This window comes from Streptomyces sp. NPDC053367, assembly GCF_044545925.1.
Lineage (GTDB): Bacteria > Actinomycetota > Actinomycetes > Streptomycetales > Streptomycetaceae > Streptomyces.
Genome location: NZ_JBITYN010000009.1, coordinates 1 through 24,841 on the forward strand (window position 1 = coordinate 1; position 24,841 = coordinate 24,841).

Sequence of the window (24,841 nt, forward strand, 5' to 3'; positions counted from 1 at the left end):
TACTGCAGGGGGGACCCTGTGGGAGAGTAGGACGCCGCCGAACAATCATTGGAGAAAACCCCGCACCGGGAACGGTGCGGGGTTTTCTGCGTTTAGGCTCACAGTATGTCTCCGCATTATGACCTGGTCATCTTCGACAACGACGGTGTGCTCGTCGACAGCGAGCCCATCTCCAACCGGCTGCTGGCCGAGTACCTCACCGAGGTCGGGCATCCGACGACGTACGAGGACTCCATCCGGGACTACATGGGGTCCGCGATGCACCGGATCCACGACCTGATCGAGGAGCGGACCGGGCGGCGACTGCCGGCGGAGTTCGACGACGTCTTCCACGGCAGGGTGTTCGCTGCCTTCGAGCGGGAGCTGAAGGCGGTGGACGGGGCCGCCGATGTGCTGGAGGGACTCGAGGGGGCCGGGGTGCGGTACTGCGTGGCGTCCTCGGGCAGCCATGAGCGGATCCGGGTGGGACATCGGACGACCGGGCTCGACCGGTGGTTCGACGAGGGGCGGATCTTCAGCTCGCAGGACGTGGGGCGGGGCAAGCCGGCGCCGGATCTGTTCCTGCACGCCGCCGAGCGGATGGGTGTGGCGCCCGACAGGTGTGTGGTCGTCGAGGACAGCCCGCTCGGAGTGCAGGCGGCGGTGGCGGCCGGGATGGACGTGTACGGGTTCACGGCGATGACGCCGGCGGCCAGGCTCGCGGGAGCCACTCGGCTGTTCTCCTCCATGAAGGAGCTGGCCGGGCTGCTGCAGCGAAGCTGAGGAAAATTCAGCTTCGGCGTATCCAGCCGGACCGCGGGGCCCTACGCTCGCCGCCATGACTGATGTGCTGCGGCGCGGCAGGGCCTCGTTGGCGTTCTCCTTCCTCGCGCAAGGCGTTGCCTTTGCTCTGCTCGTGACGCGGATTCCGGCCGTCCAGGACCGGTACGGGGTCTCCGACGCCCTGCTGCCCGCGTTCCTCGCCGCCGTGCCGGTGCTGGCCGGGGTGGGCAGTGTGGGGACCGAGTGGCTGGTGCGGCGGATACCCGCCAGTGCGGTGCTGCGGTGGTCCCAGCCGGTCGTGCTGCTGGCGCTCCTCGGGGTCGGGGCGGGGGACGGTATGGCCGAACTGGCGCTCTCGCTGGGGGTGTTCGGGCTGGCCGTGGGGGCGTTGGACGCCTCGATGAACATGCTCGGGGTGAGTCTGCAGCGGGCGTACGGGCGCAGCATCATGCTCGGGTTCCACGCGGCGTACAGCCTGGGCGGGATTCTCGGGGCCTCGCTGGCTTGGGTGGGGGCGCACTGGGACCTGGCGCTGTTCGTGTCGTACCTGCCGGTCGCCGGGGTGCTGTTGCCGCTGTGTCTGGTGGGGAGCCGGTGGTACGTCGACGGGAGCGCGGGAGACAGGGGCCGGGGGGAACCGGCCGGCGAGGGCGGCGGCGGTGTCGTCTTCAGGATGCTGTTGCCGCTGTGCCTGGTGATGACCTTCGCGTACATCGGGGACTCGACCGTCTCCAACTGGAGTGCCAAGTATCTGCAGGACGTGCTGGGCAGCTCGGAGCAGATGGCGACGCTCCCGTACAACGTCTACATGGTGACCACGCTGGCGGGGCGGGCGCTCGGGGACTTCGGCGTACGGCGGTTCGGGGCGGTGACGGTCGTACGGGCAGGGGCGCTGGTGGCGGCCGCCGGGTTCGGTGTGGTGGCCGTGGCGCCGGGGGCGTGGGTGGGGATGCTCGGGTTCCTGCTGCTGGGGCTGGGGTTGTGTGTGCTGGTGCCGCAGACGTTCGCGGCGGCGGGGCGGCTGTTCCCGGGGGCGTCGGATGTGGCCGTGGCGCGGCTGAACGTCTTCAACTACGTCGGGTTCCTGATCGGCTCGCCTCTGGTGGGGGCGCTGGGGGACGCGTGGAGCTATCGCGGGGCGATGCTGGTGCCGATGGTGCTGGTGCTGGTGACGCTTGCGTATGCCAGGTCGTTCGCCGCTCAACCGGACCGATACGGTGGCGTGCATGAGCGGCCGCGCACAGCTGATGTGGGACGAGGCAGTAACGGGGTATGACTTCGGGCCGGGGCATCCGATGGACCCGGTCCGCCTCGCCCTGACCCGGAGCCTGATCGGGGCGTTCGCGCTCGACCGTGAGGTGGAGGTCGTGGCGGCGAAGCCGGCGGGGGAGTCGACGCTGCGGCTCGTCCACCGCGAGGACTACGTCCAGGCGGTGAAGGCCGCCTCGGCGGATCCGGCCGCGGCCGACGGGTCGTACGGGCTCGGAACCCTGGACGATCCGGCGTTCGCCGGGATGCACGAGGTGTCGGCGCTGATCGCGGGGCAGTCAGTGGGCGCGGCGGAGGCGGTGTGGCGCGGGGACGCGGTGCACGCCGTGAACTTCGCGGGCGGGCTGCACCATGCGATGCCCGGGGGCGCGGCCGGGTTCTGCGTCTACAACGACGCCTCGCTGGCGATCGCGCGGCTGCTGGAGCTGGGGGCCGAGCGGGTCGCGTACATCGACGTCGACGTGCATCACGGGGACGGGGTGCAGGCGGCGTTCTGGGAAGATCCGCGCGTGCTGACGATCTCGTTGCACGAGCATCCCCGGACGCTGTTCCCGCAGACCGGGTGGCCCGAGGAGACCGGGGCGTCCTCGGCGGAGGGCAGCGCGGTGAACGTCGCCCTGCCGGCGGGGACCGGGGACGCGGGGTGGCTGCGGGCGTTCCACGCCGTCGTGCCCGAGCTGATCGCCGACTTCCGCCCTCAGGTGCTGGTGACCCAGCACGGCGCCGACACCCACTTCGAGGACCCGCTGGCCCATCTCGCCGTCTCGCTGGACGCGCAGCGGGCGGTGCAGGTGGCTTGTCACTCGCTGGCCCATGAGTACGCCGACGGGCGGTGGGTCGCGCTCGGTGGGGGCGGGTACGCGGTCGTGGATGTCGTACCGCGGTCGTGGACGCATCTGGTGGGGATCGCGGCGGGGCGGGAGATCGCGCCGGAGACGGTGATTCCTGAGAGCTGGCGGCAGGAAGTGTATGCGCGGACCCGGCAGTTGGGGCCGATGCGGATGACTGATGGGCGGTGGCCTGTTTCTTTCGCCGACTGGGAGGCGGGGTACGACCCCGCCGACCGGGTGGATCAGGCTGTGCTCGCTGCGCGGCGGGCTGTGTTTCCGCTGCGGGGGTTGTTGGCGTAGGGGGCTTGGCGGGGTTGAACGCCTTCCCGGCCGGGTTCGTTCCGTCGGGTGCGGGTGCGGGTGCGGGTGCGGGTGCGGGTGCGGGTGCGGGTCGTTGGTGGTTGGTCGCGCAGTTCCCCGCGCCCCTGAAAGGCCGCCTTCCCGGCCGGGGCCGTCTCGCCGTGCGCGGGTGCGGGTCGTTGGTGGTTGGTCGCGCAGTTCCCCGCGCCCCTGAAAGGCCGCCTTCCCGGCCGGGGCCTTCTCGCCGTGCGCGGGTGCGGGTCGTTGGTGGTTGGTCGCGCAGTTCCCCGCGCCCCTGGGGGGCTGCCGTCAGGATCGTCACCGAAGCCGACGCGCTTCCGCGACCCCCAGCGGGCCCGGGCGGGGCGCCGCGGGTGGGGCGTTACGCCAACCGTGCGGTAGTTCGGCGTTTTCGTGCTTCCGCCCCGGCGCCTCCGTCACCATCGCCGCATGGTGAGTGCCGGTGCCCTGCGTGCGCATCTCGTCGCTGCCCGGATCGCCGGGCCGGTGGCGACCTCGCGGGAGGAGAGTCTGCGGAGCTATCGGCTGTTCGCGGCACGGGACCCCCGGGTGCTGATCGGGATCGATCCCATGTGGACGTGGGGGCAGCGGGATCTGATCGAGCTCATGGCGGACAAGTGCGGGGTTTCGGCCGATCCGCGCTGCACTTCGGGGCATGATGTGATCGACCCGCAGCGGACGCTCACCGCGCTGGACGCGTTCGCCGAGAGGGTCGGGGCCGCCGCCCGGCACAGGGTGCCCGTGCTGCTGGGCACCGGACACCCCCACCGGCTCCTCGGCTTCTACGCCGAACTCGCGGACGCCCTGTCGACAGCGGGATGTACCGTCCTCACCCCAGCGACGGGTCGCTGTGTCGACATAACGACCCGGTTCGGTCTACGTACCCACGTCCTCGACTACGTACGAGGAGTCGCGTTGGTGCGCAGCCCCGACGCCCGCGCCCCCGGTCGCACGACCGGCGCACACACCCACTCACCGCTCCCGGTTCGGACGGCGCTCGCCGCCGCCGCGGAGGCCGGCGGCCCGCTGCCGGAGCTGGTCATCGGGGATCACGGCTGGGTCTGCGGAGCAGGTCAGCTGGGGTTCGAGGCCATCGGGCTCGCCGACACCGACGACCCGGCGCTCTTCGTGGGCGAGGCGGAGGGCGTCGTGTCCGTGGTCGTTCCACTCGATGACGCTGTGCGGTCCGATTACTACCGTCCGCTTACCCGCTACGTACTCAATCGAGCGTGTCTGTCACAGTAGGCCGCCGATGGGTGCACCTCTTCCCCACTCGCATCACCCGCCCCTAGTCTGGGGAGTGAGCACGCAACGACGAAGAGTCACCGGAAGGGGAAGCCGGTGGCCGTCGAGTGCGGAAGGTTCAGGTGTGTCATGGCTGCAGCTGGCGAGAGGCCTCTGAACGAGGTTCAGTTCCTCACCGTGGCGGAAGTCGCCTCGGTGATGCGAGTGTCGAAGATGACCGTGTACCGGCTGGTGCACAGCGGTCATCTGCCCGCGATCCGGGTCGGTCGGTCGTTCCGCGTCCCGGAGCAAGCGGTTCACGAATACCTGCGGGAGAGTTACGTGGGGGTGGAAACCGCCTGACGGCCACCGGCGAGGAGGTCCGTTCCGGGCATCACAGGGCAATACCGGTCGCATGCGGACCTCCCCGCGCCCCTCGATTACGACCTCGGCGCTCGGGCGGGTAGGCTAGCCCCTCGTAGGTCGTGTGGGCCCATGGCGCCCAAACACCGAGTGATGAGAAGTGAGCGAGGGTAGTCGTGGGCTCTGTTATCAAGAAGCGGCGCAAGCGGATGGCCAAGAAGAAGCACCGCAAGCTGCTCAAGCGCACGCGCGTTCAGCGTCGCAACAAGAAGTAAGCGCCTCGGGCGGCCACGGATGAAGCCGTGGCCGCCCGGCGACGGCGTCGCTGTGGCCCCCCGCCGAACCCGGTGGGGGGCCACACGCATGTCCCCGCCCGCAGCCCCGGGCCCTGAGCGCCGCTTTTTCGTCACCTCGCGCATCCGGAGGTCATCACAGCGCAACGCCGACCCGCTAAGTTGGCCGTACACGGGGAACGCGGCAGGGTACGAGCCAGGGAAACCGGAACCGTTCCGAACCGCGAGGCGGAAGGAAGGCGCTGATCTTGGGCAAGGTCGTGCTCGTCACCGGAGTGGCCCGTCGGCTGGGCGGCCGGTTCGTACGACGCATCCTGCGTGACCCGGACGTGGACCGGGTCGTCGCCGTGGACGCGGTACCGCCCGAGCACCACCTGGGCGGCGCGGAGTTCATCCAGGCGGACATCCGGCAGCCCACGATCGCGCGCGTGCTCGCCGAGACGGGCGCCGACACGGTCGTCCACATGGACGTCACCGCCACCGCGCTCGGCAGCGGCAGCCGGACCACGGTCAAGGAGACCAACGTCATCGGCACGATGCAGCTGCTGGGCGCCTGCCAGAAGTCCCCGGCGGTGCAGCGGCTGGTGGTGAAGTCCAGTACGAGCGTGTACGGCTCGGCGCCGCGCGATCCGGCGGTGTTCACCGAGACGACCCCGCCGAAGTCGCTGCCGAGCGGCGGCTTCGCGAAAGACGCCGTCGAGGTCGAGGGCTATGTGCGCGGCTTCGCGCGCCGCCGCCCCGACGTGGCGGTGTGCGTGCTGCGGTTCGCCAACATCCTCGGCCCGAGCGCCGACTCGCCGCTCGCCGCGTACTTCTCGCTGCCCGTGCTGCCCACCGTCCTCGGCTACGACCCGAGGCTGCAGTTCGTGCACGAGGACGACGTGATGGACGTGCTGCGGATCGCCTCCCACGAGCCGGCGCGCGGCACGCTGAACAGCGGTACCTTCAACATCGCCGGCGACGGCGTCCTCACGCTCTCCCAGTGCTCGCGCCGGCTGGGCAGGCCCACGGTGCCGCTGCTGCTGCCCGCGGTCACCTGGGCGGGCTCGATGGTGCGTACGCTGGGAATGACGGACTTCTCGCCGGAGCAGATCCGGCTGCTGACGCACGGCCGGGTGGTGGCTACGGACCAGATGCGCGAGACGCTCGGGTTCCACCCGAAGTACACGACCGCGGAGACGTTCGCGGACTTCGTCCGCAGCCGGGGTCCCGGACTTCTCCCGCCCGAGGCCCTCGCGGGGGCCGTCGACCGGCTCGCCGCGCTGGCGCATCCCCCGACCGACCAGTGACCCACTCCCCGCCCCGACCCACCTCCGGACCCATCCCCGACCCACCTCCGGACCCATCCCCGACCCACCCCCCACCCATCCCCGGACGCAGAGCGCCGACTGAGGAGCGCATCAACGATGGCGGACGCCAAGGTCATTCCGTTCGACGACGACCGGTCCCGCGGGGGCGCGGCGCAGCGGCCCGCGCGACGCCGCGGCGCGGGGAGCCGGCTCCAGGGCACCGAGCCGGCCGGGGAGGTCCAGCCCCTGCCCACGAGGCCGGCCGCGCAGGACGATGTGCCGGTGCCCCCCGGGGAGCAGCAGCCGCAGGACAGCCTCGAGCGCAAGGTGGCGAGCGGGCTGGCGTTCCTGCGCCGCCGCCTCACCGGGGACTACGAGGTCGACGACTTCGGCTACGACGAGGAGCTCACCGACCAGGTCCTGATGTCGCTGCTGCGCCCGCTGTACGAGAAGTACTTCCGGGTCGACGTGAAGGGCATCGAGAACATCCCGGCCGAGGGCGGGGCGCTGATCGTCGCCAACCACTCGGGCACGCTGCCGCTGGACGGCCTGATGATGCAGGTGGCCGTGCACGACCACCACCCGGCGGACCGGCATCTGCGCCTGCTCGCGGCGGATCTGGTCTTCGTCCTCCCGGTCGTCAACGAGCTCGCCCGCAAGCTGGGCCACACCCTCGCCTGCGCGGAGGACGCCGAACGGCTCCTCGGCCAGGGTGAGCTCGTCGGGGTGATGCCGGAAGGCTTCAAGGGCATCGGCAAGCCGTTCGGCGAGCGCTACAAGCTTCAGCGCTTCGGCCGGGGCGGTTTCGTCTCCACGGCTCTGCGGCAGGGCGTGCCGATCGTGCCGTGCTCGATCGTCGGGGCGGAGGAGATCTACCCGATGATCGGCAACGCCAAGACCCTCGCCCGGCTCCTCGGCTTCCCGTACTTCCCGCTGACGCCGACCTTCCCGTGGCTGGGCCCGCTGGGCGCGATCCCGCTGCCCACCAAGTGGACGATCCAGTTCGGCGAGCCGATCCCGACGGACGGCTATCCGCCGGAGGCCGCCGAGGACCCGATGCTGATGTTCAACCTGACCGACCAGGTCCGCGAGCAGATCCAGCACACGCTGTACAAGCTGCTGGTGCAGCGCAGGTCGGTGTTCTTCTAGCCGGTCACCGCTCTGCAGGCCGCACAGCCGCAGAGCGGTGCCGTACAGGTACGACGACGGGGCCGCCCCTGCTCGGAAAGGGGCGGCCCCGTCGTCGTACGCGCCGCTACTCCACGTCCTCGCCCTCGATGCCCAGCCCCGGCAGCAGGCCGGGAAGGAGGGGCGGGAGAGTGACGTCGGGTTCGGCGGTGGGTGTCCTGCTCTGGGACGGTGAGGCGGTGTCCGGCTCCTCGGGGGGTTCGAGGAGGCCGCCGGTGTTGCCGCCGAGCAGGCCCTCGTCGGTGTCGGTGCCGGCCGACCGGCTCGGGCTGCCGGTGCTGGTGCCGCGGCTGCTCTCGGAGGTGCTGCCACCGCCCGGGCCGGGGGCGCTGGAGCGGCCGGTGCCGGAGGTGCCGGTGGACTGGGAGGGCCCGCTGCCCTGCCGGCTGCCCCCGCCGCCCGTGCCGCCGCCCGACCGGTCGGGGGGCTGGGGGAGGAGGGACTGCAGCGGGGCGACTTCCTCGTCTATGGCGTCGAAGACCGAGGACACTTCCTGGCTGACGTCCCCGAGCTGGACGGGCAGCCTGTCGCGCAGGGCGCCCCAGGCCTCGCGGTGCGAGCGGGAGAACGCGGAGAGCGCCTGGATGGGCCCTAGGGAGTCGGGGTCGCGTTCGTACGCCTCGCGCAGCAGCCGGTGGCCCTCGGAGGCGTCGTGCTGCATCCCGGACAGGGCGCGGCGGATCTCGCCGAGCGACTCGTGGTCCAGGGGCCCGCTGCGTCCGCGCTCCATCAGCCGGCGTGCCTCGCTGAAACGGGTCGAGGCGTGGTCGAGGTAGACCTCGCCGCGCTCGGTGTCGCCGTCGGCCAGGTAGTTGAGCTTGAAGTCCTCGATGCCGCGCTTGAGGCCGTAGAGCGAGTCACCGGGGAGGGCGTCGGAGCTGGCGGCGGCGACCCCGCCGAAGGCGCCCGCGGCGACGCCCACGCTGAGTCCGCCCGCGGTGAGGCCCTTGGCCAGCCGGGTGCGTGGCCGGAACCTGCCCAGTGGGGTCGCCCGGTGCGCGCCCCGGGCCCTGCGCTGCTCGGGTACCGAAGGGTCCGCGGCCTCGCCTCCGGCGGTGCCCGCCTGGAACATGGCCTCCATCGCGGCGACCAGCTGGGCCCGCTGGACGACCTTGACCTCGGGGTCCAGCTCCGGTTTGGGCAGCTCGCCGAGACCGGTGGCGAGGGCCAACAGGCGGCCCTGCTCCGTCTGTTCCGCTGGGGCCGGGCCTGGTGCCGGTCCCTCGGACTGCTCGGCCGCCGTGCCCTGCTCGGACTGCTCCTCCAGGGCCTGGGCGAAGGCGTTCGCCCGCCGGTGCGCCGATACGTTCGCGATCACTGGCGGCACCTCCTCTCGTCATGACGGTCGACTCCCTGGGGATCCTGAACGTTGCACGCCCGCGACCGCTTCCACCCGATCGAGTGATCGGGCTTGGTACGGACGTGACCACAGGGAGCCTGCATCCCGCACAACGAGCGGCGCGGCACTTGGGTTACGGACTGAGGATGATCGGATCGAGAAGTCAACGGACTTTCACTGACCGTGAGTTGAAGGTGACCGACGGTGGTGACGTCAGCGGGCGTCGTCCGGGAGCAGCCGGGCCAGGGTGCGTACCGCGCGGTACTGGAGGGTCTTGATGGCGCCCTCGTTCTTCCCCATGACCCTGGCGGTCTCCGCGACGGACAGTCCCTGGAGGAAGCGGAGGGTCACGCACTCCTGCTGCTGGGGGTTGAGCCGGCGTACGGCGTCCAGGAGCGCGGCGTTCGACAGGGACTCCAGGACGGAGTCCTCCGGGGAGCGCTCGACCTCGTTGGCGTCGAGCATCTCGCCGGTGGTGACCTCCAGCCGGAAGCGGCTGGACTTGAAGTGGTCGGCGACGAGGTTGCGGGCGATGGTGACGAGCCAGGCCCCGAAGTCCCGGCCCTGCCAGGTGAAGGTGCCGATGCGGCGCAGGGCGCGGAGAAAGGTCTCGCTCGTCAGGTCCTCGGCGGTGGCCTTGCCGCCCACCCGGTAGTAGATGTACCGGTACACGGTGTCGCTGTACTGGTCGTAGAGCCGGCCGAAGGCCTCGGCCTCGCCGGCCTGGGCGCGCTCTACGAGGTCCATCATGCGGGCGCTGTCGCTGTCGGCGGCCGGCCGGCGTGCGGTGGTGGCGGCCGCGCCGGCGGAGCGTCCGCGTCTGCCGACCGCGGCGCCGCCCTCGGCCAGTGCGTAGCACGGACCGAGTGGCGCGGCGGTGGCGAAGGCGGGGACGGCGTACGCGGTGGGGACGAAGCCGCGCAACAGGTCGAGGACCGTTGCGCGCAGCGTAGCCAGGCCCGAGGCGTCAACCCCGACGTGTGGGTACACGGGACTCCCAGAGGCAGAGCTTCCATCACGTGCAGTGCGGGACCGTTCACCCGTCGTAGCGACGGAGGGGTACCGGTTTGCGTCTGAGGAGAATAACGCTTCGTGCAGGCACTGCTACACCGAGTTGCTCAAATCATCGATTACGTCGCTTCTGTAACCGATTGACGCTCGATCAACTGCCGCAGAGTGACAGGTTGTTGATCGAATCAGTTCGGATTCGGGCTGGAACCAGGGCGTGTTGTGGCAGTCCGCGGACAAGAGGACTGCACAGGGGCAGGAAGGGGTAAGCCGGTTGGATTGGGCGGGTTTCGCTGCGCGGCTCTCCGGTACTACCGGCGTCACCGGCACTACCGCGGCGTCACCGGCACCACCGGCACCACCGGCACCACCGGCGTCTCCGGTACTAGCGGCGGCGGCGGCTCAGGGCGATCGCCGCCGCGGTGCCGCCGGCCACCGCGCCGACGCCCGCCGCGGCCGGGATGCCGACCTTCGCCGCCTTGCGGCCGGTGCGGTAGTCGCGCAGGCGCCAGTCGAGCTGCCGGGCGTGCCTGCGGAGCTTGGTGTCCGGGTTGATGGCGTAGGGGTGGCCGACCAGCGACAGCATGGGGATGTCGTTGTGGCTGTCGCTGTAGGCGGCGCAGCGCGAGAGGTCCAGGCCCTCCGCCGCGGCCAGGGCGCGGACCGCCTCGGCCTTGGCCGGGCCGTGCAGGGGCTCGCCGACCAGCTTGCCCGTGTAGACGCCGTCGACCGACTCGGCGACCGTGCCGAGCGCGCCGGTCAGGCCCAGCCGGCGGGCGATCACCTGGGCGATCTCGACCGGGGCCGCCGTCACCAGCCAGACCTTCTGGCCCGCGTCGAGGTGGGCCTGGGCGAGGGCGCGGGTGCCGGGCCAGATGCGCTCGGCCATGTACTCGTCGTAGATCTCCTCGCCGATGGACTGCAGCTCGGAGACCCGGTGGCCCTTGACGATGGACAGCGCCGACTCGCGCGCCTCCTGCATGTGCTCGGGGTCCTCGACGCCGGCCAGCCGGAACCAGGCCTGCTGCCAGGCGAACCGGGCGAGCTCACGTGTCTCGAAGAACTTCCGCTTGTACAGGCCCCGGCCGAAGTGGAAGAGGGCGGCGCCCTGCATGACGGTGTTGTCGAGGTCGAAGAACGCCGCGGCCTTGTCGTCGCCGACGACCGGGAACTGCGGTTCCTCCCGCACGGTCTCGGGGACTGACTTGCGCGCGGCCTCCGCCGAGGCCTCGCCTGCCAACACGCTCCGCGCCGTGGCGGAGCGCCTACGGGGAGTGAGCCATCCGAGAGCGGCCATGGCGTGAGCATAGCCAGTTTGTTCGGTGGTTCCGGACCGCAGAGGTTCCGGCGCAGTGAACTCCGCACGACCGTGACGTTGAACAATGGCCGTATGAGCCCGCTCTTCCGCCGCGGCAAGGCCCGGCCCTCCCCCCAGGACCGTCTCGTCACACTCATCCGCAAGCCGGGGTGTCATCTGTGCGACGACGCACAGGCCGTGATCGAGAAGGTGTGCGGGGAACTCGGAGTGCCCTGGGAGCAGAAGGACATCACCCAGGACGAAGAGCTGCACCGGCAGTACTGGGAGCAGATCCCCGTGGTGCTCGTCGACGGCGAGCAGCACACTTTCTGGCGTGTGAACGAGGAGCGCCTGCGACGGGCGCTCGACGAGCGGTGAGGGAGCCGGAAGTCACTGACCGGCCAGTACAACTCGTCCGAAAAGTCGCTTAGGATCGACGGTGAGCTGGTCTCGGGGGCATGGATCGTTGAGGAGTGTGTGCGGTTTTGCCCCCAAGACACAAGGAACGACGGTGCGTATGCGCCGGTTCCCCGAACGCGCGCCGGGGGCGCGTGACCCCGGTCACGTTGGCCGGGCAAATCGGACACCATCTTTGTGCACGCGTTCACAAAGGCATAGCCTGCTGTCGACGGGGCGGTCTGGGGACGTACGACCGCCTACAGCCCCGCTCTACCCGCAGGAGCACCGTGGCAACTGGCCGAACTCACCGACCGGCGACCCGTAGCCGAGGGATTCCCGAGGCCACCGTCGCCCGGCTTCCGCTGTACCTCCGAGCCCTCACCGCGCTCTCCGAGCGTTCTGTACCCACGGTCTCCTCGGAGGAACTCGCGGCTGCCGCGGGGGTCAACTCCGCGAAGCTGCGCAAGGACTTCTCCTACCTCGGCTCCTACGGCACCCGCGGTGTCGGCTACGACGTCGAGTATCTCGTCTACCAGATCTCCCGCGAACTGGGCCTCACCCAGGACTGGCCGGTCGTGATCGTCGGTATCGGTAACCTCGGCGCCGCGCTCGCCAACTACGGCGGCTTCGCCTCCCGTGGCTTCCGGGTCGCCGCGCTCATCGACGCCGACCCGGCGATGGCGGGCAAGCCCGTCGCCGGCATCCCCGTGCAGCACACCGACGACCTGGAGAAGATCATCCAGGACAACGGCGTGTCCATCGGCGTGATCGCCACCCCCGCGGGCGCCGCCCAGCAGGTCTGCGACCGGCTCGTGGCCGCCGGGGTCACCTCCATCCTGAACTTCGCGCCGACCGTGCTGTCCGTCCCGGACGGCGTCGACGTGCGCAAGGTGGACCTCTCCATCGAGCTGCAGATCCTCGCCTTCCACGAGCAGCGCAAGGCCGGCGAGGAGGGTGCCGCCGAGGCGAGCATCCCGGCCGCCACCCGCAAGGCGTCCGCCGACAAGGGACCCGACGGGGACGTACCCGCCGTGATGCCGGCATGAGCATCCTCGTCGTCGGCCTGAGCCACCGCAGCGCCCCGGTCAGCGTCCTCGAGCGGGCCGCGCTGAGCGCGGACGCCCAGGTCAAGCTGGCCCAGGACACCGTCGCCGCGGAACCGGCCACCGAGGCCGCGGTGCTGGCCACCTGCAACCGCATCGAGCTGTACGCCGACGTCGACAAGTTCCACGCCGGTGTCGCCGAGCTGTCCACGCTGCTCGCGCAGCACAGCGGCGTCGGGCTCGAGGAGCTCACTCCGTATCTCTATGTGCACTACGAGGACCGGGCCGTGCACCACCTGTTCTCGGTGGCGTGCGGGCTGGACTCGATGGTCGTCGGCGAGGGCCAGATCCTCGGCCAGATCAAGGACTCCCTCGCCCGCGCGCAGGACATGCACAGCGCCGGCCGGCTGATGAACGACCTGTTCCAGCAGGCCCTGCGGGTCGGCAAGCGCGCCCACTCCGAGACCGGCATCGACCGGGCCGGGCAGTCCCTGGTCACCTTCGGCCTGGAGCAGCTCGCCCGCGGTGGTGCCGTCCCGTCCTGGGCCGTCGGCAAGAAGGCCCTGGTCATCGGCGCCGGCTCGATGTCCTCGCTGGCCGCGGCGACGCTCGCGCGGGCCGGGGTCGCCGAGATCGTCGTCGCCAACCGCACCTTCGAGCGTGCCGAGCGGCTCGCCGAGATCCTCACCGCCGCCGACGACTGCGACGTGGTGGCCCGCGCGGTGCCGATGGAGTCGATGCCCGCGGAGCTGACACGTGCCGATGTCGCGGTGTCCTGTACCGGCGCGACCGGCCTGGTGCTGACCGCCGACGTGGTCGCCCGCGCCGTCGAGGGCCGCACCGGAGTGCCCGCCGCCCGGACCGCCGAGCCGCAGCCCCGTACGCCCGCCGCGCGGGACGCCGTACGCCAGCAGGCCGCCGCCGAGGAGAACTGCCCCCTCGACCTCACCGCCGTACAGCCCGGCTTCTCCGTCATGGGGGAGGCCGCCGTCGCCGGGATGGACGCGGCGACGCTGGAGCAGCACGCGGCCTGGGCCGCGGGCGGCACCGGAACGCGGCGCGACAGCGCGCGGCGCACGCCCGAGGCCGACGCCCGGCTGATCACCGCGCTCGCCGCGACCGCCGCCACCGTCGGCCGGATCCCCGAGCGGCGCAAGCCCGAGCCGGCCGCCGAGCCGCCGCGGCCCGAGCCGAGCCTGTTCCTGCTGGACCTCGCGATGCCGCGGGACATCGACGCCGCCGTGCACCGGCTCGCCGGAGTCCGCCTCGTCGACATCGAGTCGCTCGCCGAGGCCTCCGCCGACGCCCCGATGGCGGCCGACGTCGACCAGGTCCGCCGGATCGTCTCCGACGAGGTCGCCGCGTTCGGCGCCGCCCAGCGTGCCGCGCACATCACGCCGACCGTGGTCGCGCTGCGCACCATGGCCGCCGACGTCGTGGCCGGTGAGATCGCCCGGCTCGAAGGGCGGCTGCCGGGGCTCGACGACAAGCACCGCGCGGAGATCACCCAGACCGTCAAGCGCGTCGTCGACAAGCTGCTGCACGCGCCGACCGTACGGGTCAAGCAGCTCGCCGCCGAGCCCGGCGGCGCCGGGTACGCCGACGCCCTGAGGACCCTGTTCGACCTCGACCAGGAGACGGTGGCCTCCGTCTCCCGCGCCGAGGACAGCACCGAGAAGAACCGAGGGCCAGCATGAGTGAGAAGGCACTGAGGCTGGGGACAAGGCGCAGCAAACTCGCCATGGCCCAGTCGGGGCAGGTGGCGGACGCCGTGAGCCAGGTGACCGGACGGCCCGTCGAGCTCGTCGAGATCACCACGTACGGCGACGTCTCGCGCGAGCACCTCGCGCAGATCGGCGGCACCGGCGTGTTCGTCACCGCGCTGCGCGACGCGCTGCTGCGCGGCGAGGTCGACTTCGCGGTGCACTCCCTGAAGGACCTGCCGACCACGCAGCCCGAGGACCTCGCGCTCGCCGCGACCCCGGTGCGCGAGGACCCGCGCGACGCGATCGTCGCCCGGGACGCCCTGAAGTTCACCGACCTGCCCCGCGGGGCGAGGATCGGCACCGGTTCGCCGCGCCGCATGGCGCAGCTGAACGCGTACGCCCGCGCCCACGGTCTGGACATCGTCACCGTCCCGATCCGCGGCAACGTCGACACGCGCATCCGGTACGTCCACGACGGCGAGCTGGATGCCGTCGTACTGGCCGCGGCCGGCCTGAACCGGATCGGCCGCATCGACGAGGTCACCGACTTCCTGTCGGTCGACACCGTCCTGCCCGCCCCCGGCCAGGGGGCCCTGGCGATCGAGTGTGCCGCGGACGACGCGCACCTCGTCGCCGCGCTCGCGGAGCTCGACGACCCGTTCACGCGGGCCGCCGTCACCGCCGAGCGGTCCCTGCTCGCCGCCCTGGAGGCCGGCTGCAGCGCCCCTGTGGGCGCGCTGGCCGACCTTCTGGCCGACGGGCAGATCGTCAAGGAAATGCGCCTGCGCGGCGTCGTCGGCACCACCGACGGCACCCGCACGGTGCAGCTGTCCACCACCGGTCCCGTGCCCGAGACGCACGACCAGGCTGTGGCACTCGGCCGTGAACTCGCGGCCCGGATGCTCGACCAGGGCGCGGCCGGTCTGATGGGGGAGCGAGCACAGTGAGCCCCACCACCCTTCCCGCCGCCGGTCCGGAACACGGGCACGTCACCTTCCTCGGTGCCGGACCCGGGGATCCGGGACTGCTGACCCTGCGCGCCGTGGAGGCGCTGGCGAACGCGGACGTCCTCGTCGCCGAGCACGAGGTGCTCGACGTCGTACGGACGCACGCCAGGCCGGGCGTCTCCGTCGTGAACACGGACACGGATCCCTCGTCGGACCCGAATCCGGGCGCGGGCACGCCTCAGCAGGCGGTCGTTGACGGTGCGTCAACAACCGCTGGTGCTCCCGCTGCGCGGGATGCGGCACATCTTGTCATGGAGGCCGCGCGGGGCGGCAGGCGGGTCGTGCGTGCGGTGTCCGGTGACCCCGGACTCGACGCGTACGCCGCCGAGGAGATGCTCGCCTGCGCCGCCGCCGGAGTGCCCTTCGAGGTCGTCCCCGGTATCGCGACCGCCGTCGGCGTCCCCGCCTACGCCGGTGTGCCGCTGCGCGACTCGCAGGGCGCGGACGTCCGGTTCGTCGACGCCCGTACCGCCTCCGACCGGTGCTGGACCGAGGTGGGCGCCTCCGACGGCACGGTCGTCGTCTCGACGACCCTCGACTCGGTGGCCGCCGCGGCGGGCGAGCTGGTCTCGGCCGGCCGCAAGCCCGACACCCCGATGACCGTCACCGTCGCCGGTACGACGACCCGGCAGCGGACCTGGTGCGCCACCCTCGGCACCATCGCGCAGACCCTGAAGCAGGCGAAGGTGCTGCCCTCGCCCGACGGGGGCCGCACGGTGATAGCCGTGGTCGGTGAGCGCAGCGCGGCCGCCCAGCGCGACCAGCTGTCCTGGTTCGAGTCCAAGCCGCTGTTCGGCTGGCGGGTCCTCGTCCCGCGGACCAAGGAGCAGGCCGCCTCGCTCTCCGACCAGCTGCGGTCCTACGGCGCCGTCCCGCACGAGGTGCCGACGATCGCCGTCGAGCCGCCGCGCACGCCCCAGCAGATGGAGCGCGCGGTCAAGGGCCTGGTGACGGGCCGCTACGAGTGGATCGCGTTCACCTCCGTCAACGCGGTGAAGGCGGTCCGGGAGAAGTTCGAGGAGTACGGCCTGGACGCCCGTGCCTTCGCGGGCATCAAGGTGGCCGCGGTGGGCGAGCAGACGGCCAAGGCCCTGATCGCCTTCGGCGTGAAGCCCGACCTGGTGCCGTCCGGCGAGCAGTCGGCGGCCGGCCTGCTGGAGGACTGGCCCCCCTACGACCCGGTCTTCGACCCGATCGACCGCGTCTTCCTGCCGCGCGCCGACATCGCCACCGAGACCCTCGTGGCCGGTCTGATCGAGCTCGGCTGGGAGGTCGACGACGTCACGGCCTACCGGACCGTGCGCGCCTCGCCGCCGCCGGCGGACACCCGTGAGGCGATCAAGGGCGGCGGCTTCGACGCGGTGCTGTTCACCTCGTCGTCGACCGTGCGGAACCTGGTCGGCATCGCGGGCAAGCCGCACAACGTGACGGTGATCGCCTGCATCGGCCCCGCCACCGCCAAGACCGCCGAGGAACACGGCCTGCGCGTGGACGTCATGGCTCCCGAGCCGTCCGTCCACAAGCTCGCCGAGGCCCTCGCCGACTTCGGCATGAAGCGCAGGGCCGCCGCCCTGGAGGCGGGGGACCCGGTGACGCGGCCCAGTGAGCGGCGACCGGGGGCACGGCGGCGCCGGGCCACCTGACGCCAAAACTCCTGGCAGCCGCGGGGCGCCCCTTCGGGGGCGCCCCGTTGCGCCTGCACGACTGACCGGGACCCGGCCGCTGTCCGACGGATCGTCAGCCCGATCCTCAATTCCCTTGTGTGCGCCGACTGTTCATGTCATCCTGCAAGGCTTTGCTCAGGACATGATGATCAGTTGTTTGGGGAAGAATGGTGACCGCAGCGGTGAGCAGCCCGTCCGGGGGCGACGACGAGCAGGTCGCCCGCCTGGCTGCGGGCTCGTCCAACTTCGGGCACCTGCTCCAGCACGAGCCGCTGCTGGTGACGCTCGGCTGCGCCGCGGAGTCGTACGTCCACACCGACCCGCACGCGGCCATGGTGAAGACCCGCCTCTTCGGCGAGGTCATGGCCCGGCATCTGGTCACCCTCCTCGGCCTGACCGTGCCCGGCACCCGGCAGGTCGACCGGATCAACGCCCTCGCCGGCTCGGGTGTGGTCGTCCCGCAGGTACGCGCCTGGTTCGAGGCGATCCGTATGACGGGGAACAGGGCGGTCCACGAGTACTACGCCAACGTGCGTGAGGCACTCCAGTCCGTCGAGATGTGCTTCCGTCTCGGCGACTGGCTGCACCGGGCCCTGGACCCGTCCGACACCGCCCACCGGGTGTTCCTGGCACCTGCCCCGCCTTCGACCGCGCCCGTGCCCACGACGGCTGCCGACCGGCAGGAGCTGGAGCAGCTCCGTACGGAACTGCACGCCTACCGGCGCCGGTTGGAGGAGGCCCGGCTCCGCTACGACGGCAAGCAGAGCCGGCTGGAGCGCGAGCAGGCCGCCCGCGCCCAGGCCGAGGCGGAGCTGGCCCGCGCGGAGGCCGAACGGGAGGCGCTGCGGGGCCTGATCGCCGAACTGAGCGACAAGATCACCGAGCTGACGGCCCCGGCCATGGAGTCCCGCTCGGCCGCCCGCCCGCTGGACGGGGCCTCGCAGCGCGACGAGTTCATCGCGCACGCGCAGAAGGCCGCCCGCCCGCCGATGAGCGAGGCGCAGGTCCGGGCCGAACTGGACCGGATCCTGGAGAAGGCGGGCTGGTCCGTCCAGGACGACAGCACCAAGAACCTCTTCGCGGGCAAGGGCGTCGCCGTCCGGGAGGTCTCCACCGCCGTCGGCCGCGCCGACTACCTCCTCTACGTCGACCAGCGCCTGGTCGGTGTCATCGAGGCCAAGCGCGAGGGCGCCGACCTGGAGGCCGCCATGCAGCAGGCCGCCCGCTACGCCACCGGCCTCACGCGCAGTCAGCAGCTCAGCGGCTGGCGCGCCAGCCTGCCCTTCCGGTACGTCGCCGACGGCAACACGGTCCGCTTCCACAACGCGCTCGACCCGGCCCCCCGCACCCGGGACGTCTTCGCCGTGCACAAGCCGGAGACGATCGCCCGCTGGGTCGACGAGGCCGAGGCCGACCCCGGCGCGCCGACCCTGCGCGCCCGTATGCGCCGCCTGCCGCAGACGTTCCTGGACGAGGGCCCGCTGCGCCCGGCGCAGGCGAGGGCCATCACCAACCTGGAGCGCTCCCTGGCCAAGGACGACCCGCGCGGCCTGATCCAGATGGCGACCGGCGCGGGCAAGACGTACACGGTCGTCAGCGAGAGCTACCGGCTGCTCAAGCACGCCGGTGCCAAGCGCATCCTGTTCCTCGTCGACCGCAACAACCTCGGCAGCCAGGCGGCCACGGAGTTCGAGAACTTCGACACCCCCGACGACGGGCGCAAGTTCACGGAGCTGTACGTGGTGCAGCGCCTGGCCGGGGACACGGTGCTGGGCTCGGCGCACGTGGTCGTGTCCACCGTGCAGCGGCTGTGGCTCGCCCTGACGGGGCGGGACGTCCCCAGCGCCGACAACGACGACGCCGCGCTCGACGGGTACGACATGGTCGACGCGCCCGTCGAGGTCGGCTACAACCCGGATCTGCCGCCGGAGTCCTTCGACCTCATCGTCGTCGACGAGTGCCACCGCTCCATCTACGGCAAGTGGCGTGCCGTCCTGGAGTACTTCGACGCCCACCTGGTCGGTCTGACCGCCACCCCGGTCAAGCAGACCTTCGGCTTCTTCTTCCAGAACCTGATCAGCGAGTACCCCTACGAGCAGGCCGTCGCCGACGGCGTCAACGTCGACTTCGACGTCTTCCGGATCCGTACGGAACTGGGGGAGAACGGCGGGACGATCCCGGCGGAGACGGTCGTGCCTATGCGGGAGCGCAAGACTCGCAGGGAGCGGTACGAGGAGCTTGAGGAAGACCTGGAGTGGAAGGCGTCCCAGCTGGGACGCCACGTCATCAGCAAGGGCCAGCTCAAGCTCGTCATCGAGACGTTCCGCAAGCACCTGTTCACGGACATCTTCCCGCCGGTCGGGGAGGGGGAGGCCCAGCGGCCGCGCACCCATGTGCCGAAGACGCTGATCTTCGCCGTCGACGACAACCACGCCGACGAGATCGTCCGGACGGTCCGGCAGGTGTTCGGGGAGGGCGACGACTTCTGCACGAAGATCACCCACGCGGCGAAGCGGCCCGCCGAGCTGATCAAGGCGTTCCGCAACAGCCCTGAGCTGCGGATCGCGGTGACCGTCGACATGATCGCCACCGGAACGGACATCCCTCCGCTGGAGTGCGTCTTCTTCCTGCGGGACGTCAAGAGCTGGGCCTACTTCGAGCAGATGAAGGGCCGTGGCTCACGGACCGTCGACTCGGCGGAGTTCCAGGCGGTGACGCCGGACGCCGACGTCAAGGAGCGGTTCGTGATCGTCGACGCGGTCGGTGTCACCGACTCGCCCCGCGTCGACGCGCGCCCGCTCAACCGCGTCTCCGAGCGGAGGATTCCGCTGGACCGGCTGATGGCGAAGACCGCGGGTCTGGCCATGACGGAGGACGAGGTCGCGACGCTCGCGGGCCGACTGGCCCGCCTCGACCGCCGGCTCACCCCAGAGGAGCGGGAGGAGATCGAGGAACTCGCCGGCCGGCCGCTTCAGGAGATCGTCGGTGGCCTGGTCCGGTCCGTCGACCCCGACCAGCAGGAGAAGGCCCGGCGCATCGGCGGTGAGAAGCAGGTCCGGCAGGACATGCTGGAAGCGCTCAGGCCCATCGCCTCGAACCGTGAGCTGCGGGAGCGGCTGATGTCCATGCGCCGCGCCCACGACATCGTCATCGACGAGGTCAGCGTGGACGAGGTGAAGGAGGCCCGCGGCATCACGGCGGACGAGCTGGCGATGCGGAGGGTGACCTCCTGGCAGCAGTACATCAAGGAGCACGAGGACGAGATCGCCGCGCTCAGCCTGGCCTTCAGCGAGCGCCGGGACCCGAACGAGGTGTACCGGCGGCTGAAGGACCTCGCCCGCAAGATCGAGCGTCCCCCGTTCCAGTGGACCCCGGCGCGGCTGTACGACGCGTACGTGCAGCTGGGCAAGGCGGCGAAGCATCCGCGGGGGTCCGCGGGCGTGGTCGACCTCGTGGGACTCCTGCGCTTCGAGCTGGGGCTGGACCAGGAGGTGCGGCCCTACCGGACCCTGGTGGAGGAGCGGTACGCGGCGTGGCGGGCCCGCCAGGAGCAGGCGGGGGCCGTCTTCACCGAGGACCAGGTGTGGTGGCTGGACCGTGTCGTGGACGTGATCGCCACGGATGCGGCGATCCAGCCCGAGCATCTGAAGGACGTACCCTTCATCGAGCGTGGGGGAGTGGACGGGTTCCTTCGGGAGTTCGGGGCGGATCGGGGCGCTGAGATCTTGGATGAGCTGGGACGGGAGTTGGGCGCGTGAGCGACGGCGGTATTCCTTCGGAGCTGCCGAAGGGGTGGGCCTGGGCGACGCTGGGTGAAGTGGTCGAAGTCCTCGATCACCTGCGCGTTCCCGTCAGCGCCAAGGAGCGGGCCGAACGCACCGGAGCCGTCCCCTACTACGGGGCCGCCGGCCAGGTCGGCTGGATCGACGAGAAGATCTTCGACGAAGACCTGGTGCTCCTCGGTGAGGACGGGGTGCAGTTCTTCGACGCGGACAAGCCGAAGGCCTATCTCGTCTCCGGCCCGTCATGGGTGAACAACCACGCACACGTTCTCCGCGCCCTGGAGAACCTCGTCGACCGCCGTTATCTGGCCTACTACCTGAACCACTTCAACTACGAGGGGTTCGCGAACGGGACGACGCGCCTGAAGCTCACCAAGGCGGCGATGCTCAGGATTCCCGTCATGCTGCCTCCGGTCGAGGAGCAGCGGCGGATCGTCGCCCTGCTCGACGGTCAGTTGTCGCGGCTCGACGCGGCGGAGAAGGCCCTCGGCGACGCCGGCCGGCGGGTCGCGCTGACCGTCCGGTCCCTCCTCAACGGGTACTTCGGGCCGTCCGGGGTGCACGCGCGGGGATGGCGGTACGAGCGTCTGGAGGACGTCGCGGAAATCCGCGGCGGACAGACCCCGCGCAAGGATTCCGTCGCATTCGAGTCCGAGTGGAAGCCCGGCCTGGTCCCCTTCTGGAAGGTGGGAGACATGAACGGCCCGGAAGGCCGCCTCATGTCCCGGTCCCGCACCTATCTGTCGGCCGAACAGATCCGGAGCGCCAAGGTCAGGACCTATCCCGCAGGCACGGTCCTGCTCCCCAAGCGGGGCGGCGCGATCGCCACGAACAAGAAACGCATCACGGCCGCGGACGGCGCATTCGACCTGAACATCATGGGAGTGGTCCCGAAGAAGGGTCTCGTCCCGGAATTCCTCTGGTACTGGTTCCAGACCATCGACCTGGCCGAGCTGTCGGACGGCTCGAACGTGCCTCAGATCAACAAACCCGACCTGAGCCATCTGCTCATCCCGGTGCCGGGTGAATCCGGGCAGAAGGACGTCGTACGGCAGCTGGACGACCTGCTCGCACGTTTCGACCGTATGCGGAGCACGATCGCGAACGTGAAGCCGAGCTGGTTGCGGGCCTCGCTTCTCCAGCAGGTGCTCGCCGGCCGGATGGTCCCCCAGGACCCCGCCGACGAGCCGGCCGAAGCCGTGCTCGCCCGTGTCCGCGCGGCGCGAGAGGCGGCCGGAGCGGCTCCGGCCCGGCGCCCGGGCCCGCGCCGGGCCCCCGCCCAGCGCGGCGCTGCCCCCGAGGCACCGCCGCCGCCCCGGGCCGACGCTCCTGCCCTCGCCGCCGCCACTCAGCCCACCCTTGACCTGGAGATCCCCACGTGACCGCGATCGAGGCCCGCCGGCTCGTCGACAAACTCTGGAGCTACTGCCACGTCCTGCGCGACGACGGTGTCTCCACCATCGACTACGTCGAGCAGCTGACGCTTCTCGTGTTCCTGAAGATGGCGCACGAGGCGCAGACCCGACCGCCGATGTTCCGCGAGCAGATCATGCCCGAGGGGTCGGTGTGGGAGGGCCGTGGATGGGCCGAGCTGCTGAACAACGACGGCGCCGCACTCGAGACCGCGTACACGCAGCTGCTCGAGGACCTCGGGGCGCAGCGCGCCGGCACCACCTTCCACCTGATCTTCAACGGGGCCAGGAACCGCATCCACGACCCCGCCAAGCTCAAGCGCCTGGTCAAGGACCTGATCGACAAGGAGAACTGGTCCGGGCAGAAGACCGACATCAAGGGCGACGCCTACGAGGAGCTGCTTTCCCGGGGCGCCGAGGACATCAAGTCGGGCGCCGGACAGTACTTCACCCCGCGCTCGCTCATCCAGGCCATCATCGACTGCGTCCGTCCGACCCCCGACGACACGATCACCGACCCGGCCTGCGGAACCGGCGGCTTCCTGCTCGCCGCCGCAGAGCACATCCTCCACGAGTACGGCAGCCGGCTCACCCCCGAGCAGCGCAAGCACCTCAGCAGCGGCGGCATCTGGGGGACCGAGCTGGTGAGGAACACCGCGCGTCTCGCCGCGATGAACCTCTTCCTGCACGGCATCGGCCAGCCCACCGGTCCCGCACTGGTCCGTACCCGCGATGCCCTGGCCGCCCCGCCCGACAAGCGCGCGAGCCTGGTCCTGGCCAACCCGCCCTTCGGCAAGAAGTCGTCCATCACCGTCTACGGCGACGACGGTTCCGCCGCCCGTGAGGCCATCGCCTACGAGCGGCGCGACTTCTGGGTCACCACCACCAACAAGCAGCTCAACTTCGTCCAGCACATCGCCTCGCTGCTGGAGATCCACGGGCGGGCCGCGGTCGTCGTTCCCGACAACGTCCTCTTCGAGGGCGGCGCGGGGGAGACCATCCGCCGGCGTCTGCTGAACGAGTACGACGTCCACACGCTGCTGCGCCTGCCCACCGGCATCTTCTACGCGGGCGGGGTCAAGGCCAACGTCCTCTTCTTCGAACGCAAGCCGGCCCGTCCCAACCAGCCGTGGACCGAGAAGCTGTGGGTCTACGACTTCCGCACCGCCCAGCACTTCACCCTCAAGCAGAACCCGCTCACCCGGGCCCACCTCGAGGACTTCGTGCGGTGCTACAGCGCCGACGACCGTGCCGCGCGTGTGGAGAGCGAGCGCTTCAAGGCGTTCACGTACGACGAGCTGGTCGCCCGCGACAAGGCCAACCTCGACATCACCTGGCTGCGTGACCCCAGCCTCGACGACACCGCCAACCTGCCCGCCCCCGAGGTGCTGGCGGCGGAGATCGTCGAAGACCTGCAGGCGGCCCTGGAGGAGTTCGCCGCGATCGCGGAGACGCTGCAGCAGGCCCGGCAGTGACCGTGCGGGCCGGTGGGCGCACCCCGGCCCCGACGCCCCGTCGGTAAAGGCACGGCCCGGCCCGGCGTAGCGTAGACGGCATGACGAAGTACGGTTCCTTTCCCGGTACGCGGCCCCGGCGGCTGAGGGGCACGCCCGTCATGCGGCGGATGGTCGCCGAGACCCGGCTGCACCCGGCCGACTTCATCCTGCCCGCCTTCGTGCGGGAGGGCGTGAGCGAGCCGGTGCCGATCGCGGCGATGCCGGGGGTCGTGCAGCACACGCGGGACAGCCTCAGGAAGGCCGCCGTCGAGGCGGTGGAGGCCGGGGTCTCCGGGATCATGCTGTTCGGCGTGCCGGAGGAGTCGAAGAAGGACGCCCTCGGGACCCCGGGGACGGACCCCGACGGGATCCTGCAGGTCGCCATCAGGGACGTCCGCGCCGAGGTGGGCGACGAGCTGCTCGTGATGTCCGACCTGTGTCTGGACGAGACCACCGACCACGGCCACTGCGGCATCCTCGACGAGCACGGCCGCGTCGACAACGACGCCACCCTGGAGCGCTACGCCGAGATGGCCCAGGTGCAGGCCGACGCGGGCGCGCACGTGGTGGGCCCAAGCGGCATGATGGACGGCCAGATCGGCGTCATCCGCGACGCGCTCGACCAGATCGAGCGCGAGGACGTCGCCATCCTCGCCTACACCGCCAAATACGCCTCCGCCTTCTACGGCCCCTTCCGCGAGGCCGTCGCCTCCTCGCTGCAGGGCGACCGCAAGACCTACCAGCAGGACCCCGCCAACGTCCGCGAGTCCCTGCGGGAGCTGGCCCTGGACCTGGAGGAGGGCGCCGACATGGTCATGGTCAAGCCCGCCGGGCCCTACCTCGACATCCTCGCCCGCGTCGCCGACGCCGTGGACGTCCCCGTGGCCGCGTACCAGATCTCCGGCGAGTACTCGATGGTCGAGGCCGCCGCGGAGAAGGGCTGGATCGACCGCGACCGGGCCATCCTGGAGACGCTGACCGGCATCAAGCGGGCCGGGGCGCGCACCATCCTCACCTACTGGGCCACCGAGGCCGCCCGGATGCTCGCCCAGCAGCGGTAGCGGCAAGTCCACATGCCGAAAAGGAAGTTGTAGGCGGCACGGATTCCCTAGGCTGCGGGCACGAACCGCACCGCAGCCAAGGAGCCGT

At 71.1% G+C, this 24,841-nt stretch carries 20 protein-coding genes; 17 read left to right on the forward strand and 3 right to left on the reverse strand.

The window, feature by feature from the left end:
• The first annotated feature begins 105 nt into the window (after positions 1–105).
• From ACIGXJ_RS24525 to ACIGXJ_RS24560, 8 genes are all read left to right on the forward strand, one after another.
• Entirely contained in the window at positions 106–762 is a 657-nt protein-coding gene (locus ACIGXJ_RS24525; protein WP_399649143.1) for an HAD family hydrolase, read from the forward strand.
• Positions 763–817: 55 nt separating this feature from the next.
• Positions 818–2,038 carry an MFS transporter gene (locus ACIGXJ_RS24530; protein ID WP_399649146.1) on the forward strand — a complete coding sequence of 407 codons (1,221 nt, stop codon included), beginning with the start codon at positions 818–820 and terminating at the stop codon, positions 2,036–2,038.
• Positions 1,989–3,161: an acetoin utilization protein AcuC gene (locus ACIGXJ_RS24535; protein ID WP_399649149.1), complete on the forward strand. Its 1,173-nt coding sequence runs from the start codon at positions 1,989–1,991 to the stop codon at positions 3,159–3,161. The genes ACIGXJ_RS24530 and ACIGXJ_RS24535 overlap by 50 nt, the downstream gene beginning before the upstream one ends.
• 450 nt (positions 3,162–3,611) lie before the next feature.
• The gene (locus ACIGXJ_RS24540) at positions 3,612–4,427 is read left to right on the forward strand and encodes a phosphatase (RefSeq protein ID WP_399649152.1); all 816 of its coding nucleotides are present in this window, start codon (positions 3,612–3,614) and stop codon (positions 4,425–4,427) included.
• Positions 4,428–4,556: 129 nt separating this feature from the next.
• A complete protein-coding gene (locus tag ACIGXJ_RS24545; RefSeq protein ID WP_004984898.1) occupies positions 4,557–4,769 on the forward strand; it encodes a helix-turn-helix domain-containing protein in 213 nt (70 codons plus the stop codon).
• A gap of 176 nt (positions 4,770–4,945) precedes the next feature.
• Positions 4,946–5,044: a 30S ribosomal protein bS22 gene (locus tag ACIGXJ_RS24550; RefSeq protein WP_003948845.1), complete on the forward strand. Its 99-nt coding sequence runs from the start codon at positions 4,946–4,948 to the stop codon at positions 5,042–5,044.
• A 266-nt stretch (positions 5,045–5,310) separates the two neighbouring features.
• A complete protein-coding gene (locus tag ACIGXJ_RS24555) occupies positions 5,311–6,351 on the forward strand; it encodes an NAD-dependent epimerase/dehydratase family protein (RefSeq protein WP_399649154.1) in 1,041 nt (346 codons plus the stop codon).
• 117 nt (positions 6,352–6,468) lie between these two features.
• Positions 6,469–7,500, forward strand: a complete 1,032-nt coding sequence (locus ACIGXJ_RS24560) for a lysophospholipid acyltransferase family protein (protein WP_399649157.1) — start codon at positions 6,469–6,471, stop codon at positions 7,498–7,500.
• Positions 7,501–7,606: 106 nt separating this feature from the next.
• Here ACIGXJ_RS24560 and ACIGXJ_RS24565 read toward each other — a convergent pair whose 3' ends face one another.
• The 3 genes from ACIGXJ_RS24565 to ACIGXJ_RS24575 all read right to left on the reverse strand — a co-directional run bounded on the left by ACIGXJ_RS24565 (position 7,607) and on the right by ACIGXJ_RS24575 (position 11,183).
• A complete protein-coding gene (locus tag ACIGXJ_RS24565) occupies positions 7,607–8,857 on the reverse strand; it encodes a DUF5667 domain-containing protein (protein WP_399649159.1) in 1,251 nt (416 codons plus the stop codon).
• A 234-nt stretch (positions 8,858–9,091) separates the two neighbouring features.
• On the reverse strand, positions 9,092–9,868 hold the full coding sequence (locus ACIGXJ_RS24570; RefSeq protein ID WP_399649162.1) for an ECF subfamily RNA polymerase sigma factor, BldN family: 777 nt from the start codon (positions 9,866–9,868) through the stop codon (positions 9,092–9,094).
• A gap of 403 nt (positions 9,869–10,271) precedes the next feature.
• Positions 10,272–11,183 carry an HAD family hydrolase gene (locus tag ACIGXJ_RS24575; RefSeq protein WP_399649164.1) on the reverse strand — a complete coding sequence of 304 codons (912 nt, stop codon included), beginning with the start codon at positions 11,181–11,183 and terminating at the stop codon, positions 10,272–10,274.
• A 93-nt stretch (positions 11,184–11,276) separates the two neighbouring features.
• Between ACIGXJ_RS24575 and ACIGXJ_RS24580 the strand changes: the two genes are divergently transcribed.
• From ACIGXJ_RS24580 to hemB, 9 genes are all read left to right on the forward strand, one after another.
• On the forward strand, positions 11,277–11,561 hold the full coding sequence (locus ACIGXJ_RS24580; protein WP_399649166.1) for a glutaredoxin family protein: 285 nt from the start codon (positions 11,277–11,279) through the stop codon (positions 11,559–11,561).
• A 308-nt stretch (positions 11,562–11,869) separates the two neighbouring features.
• A complete protein-coding gene (locus ACIGXJ_RS24585; protein WP_399649168.1) occupies positions 11,870–12,628 on the forward strand; it encodes a redox-sensing transcriptional repressor Rex in 759 nt (252 codons plus the stop codon).
• Positions 12,625–14,322 carry a glutamyl-tRNA reductase gene (locus ACIGXJ_RS24590; RefSeq protein WP_399649171.1) on the forward strand — a complete coding sequence of 566 codons (1,698 nt, stop codon included), beginning with the start codon at positions 12,625–12,627 and terminating at the stop codon, positions 14,320–14,322. Before ACIGXJ_RS24585 ends, ACIGXJ_RS24590 begins: the two co-directional genes overlap by 4 nt.
• Positions 14,319–15,278 (forward strand): hydroxymethylbilane synthase, encoded by a 960-nt coding sequence (gene hemC / locus ACIGXJ_RS24595; RefSeq protein WP_399649173.1) that lies wholly within the window; start codon positions 14,319–14,321, stop codon positions 15,276–15,278. The genes ACIGXJ_RS24590 and hemC overlap by 4 nt, the downstream gene beginning before the upstream one ends.
• On the forward strand, positions 15,275–16,981 hold the full coding sequence (locus ACIGXJ_RS24600) for a uroporphyrinogen-III synthase (RefSeq protein WP_399649175.1): 1,707 nt from the start codon (positions 15,275–15,277) through the stop codon (positions 16,979–16,981). The genes hemC and ACIGXJ_RS24600 overlap by 4 nt, the downstream gene beginning before the upstream one ends.
• A gap of 203 nt (positions 16,982–17,184) precedes the next feature.
• On the forward strand, positions 17,185–20,760 hold the full coding sequence (locus ACIGXJ_RS24605; RefSeq protein WP_399649178.1) for a DEAD/DEAH box helicase family protein: 3,576 nt from the start codon (positions 17,185–17,187) through the stop codon (positions 20,758–20,760).
• Positions 20,757–22,166, forward strand: a complete 1,410-nt coding sequence (locus ACIGXJ_RS24610) for a restriction endonuclease subunit S (protein WP_399649181.1) — start codon at positions 20,757–20,759, stop codon at positions 22,164–22,166. Before ACIGXJ_RS24605 ends, ACIGXJ_RS24610 begins: the two co-directional genes overlap by 4 nt.
• Complete coding sequence (locus ACIGXJ_RS24615; RefSeq protein WP_399649183.1) at positions 22,163–23,671, forward strand: N-6 DNA methylase; 1,509 nt, start codon at positions 22,163–22,165, stop codon at positions 23,669–23,671. The genes ACIGXJ_RS24610 and ACIGXJ_RS24615 overlap by 4 nt, the downstream gene beginning before the upstream one ends.
• A gap of 80 nt (positions 23,672–23,751) precedes the next feature.
• Positions 23,752–24,753 (forward strand): porphobilinogen synthase, encoded by a 1,002-nt coding sequence (gene hemB / locus ACIGXJ_RS24620; RefSeq protein ID WP_399649185.1) that lies wholly within the window; start codon positions 23,752–23,754, stop codon positions 24,751–24,753.
• Positions 24,754–24,841: the final 88 nt, after the last annotated feature.

Coding starts and splice junctions, on each gene's coding strand:
- ACIGXJ_RS24590 (WP_399649171.1), top strand. CDS start 12,625: ATGAGCATCCTCGTCGTCGGCCTGAGCCACCGCAGCGCCCCGGTCAGC.
- ACIGXJ_RS24580 (WP_399649166.1), top strand. CDS start 11,277: ATGAGCCCGCTCTTCCGCCGCGGCAAGGCCCGGCCCTCCCCCCAGGAC.
- ACIGXJ_RS24535 (WP_399649149.1), top strand. CDS start 1,989: ATGAGCGGCCGCGCACAGCTGATGTGGGACGAGGCAGTAACGGGGTAT.
- ACIGXJ_RS24530 (WP_399649146.1), top strand. CDS start 818: ATGACTGATGTGCTGCGGCGCGGCAGGGCCTCGTTGGCGTTCTCCTTC.
- hemC (WP_399649173.1), top strand. CDS start 14,319: ATGAGTGAGAAGGCACTGAGGCTGGGGACAAGGCGCAGCAAACTCGCC.
- ACIGXJ_RS24545 (WP_004984898.1), top strand. CDS start 4,557: ATGGCTGCAGCTGGCGAGAGGCCTCTGAACGAGGTTCAGTTCCTCACC.
- ACIGXJ_RS24540 (WP_399649152.1), top strand. CDS start 3,612: ATGGTGAGTGCCGGTGCCCTGCGTGCGCATCTCGTCGCTGCCCGGATC.
- hemB (WP_399649185.1), top strand. CDS start 23,752: ATGACGAAGTACGGTTCCTTTCCCGGTACGCGGCCCCGGCGGCTGAGG.
- ACIGXJ_RS24575 (WP_399649164.1), bottom strand. CDS start 11,183: ATGGCCGCTCTCGGATGGCTCACTCCCCGTAGGCGCTCCGCCACGGCG.
- ACIGXJ_RS24525 (WP_399649143.1), top strand. CDS start 106: ATGTCTCCGCATTATGACCTGGTCATCTTCGACAACGACGGTGTGCTC.
- ACIGXJ_RS24560 (WP_399649157.1), top strand. CDS start 6,469: ATGGCGGACGCCAAGGTCATTCCGTTCGACGACGACCGGTCCCGCGGG.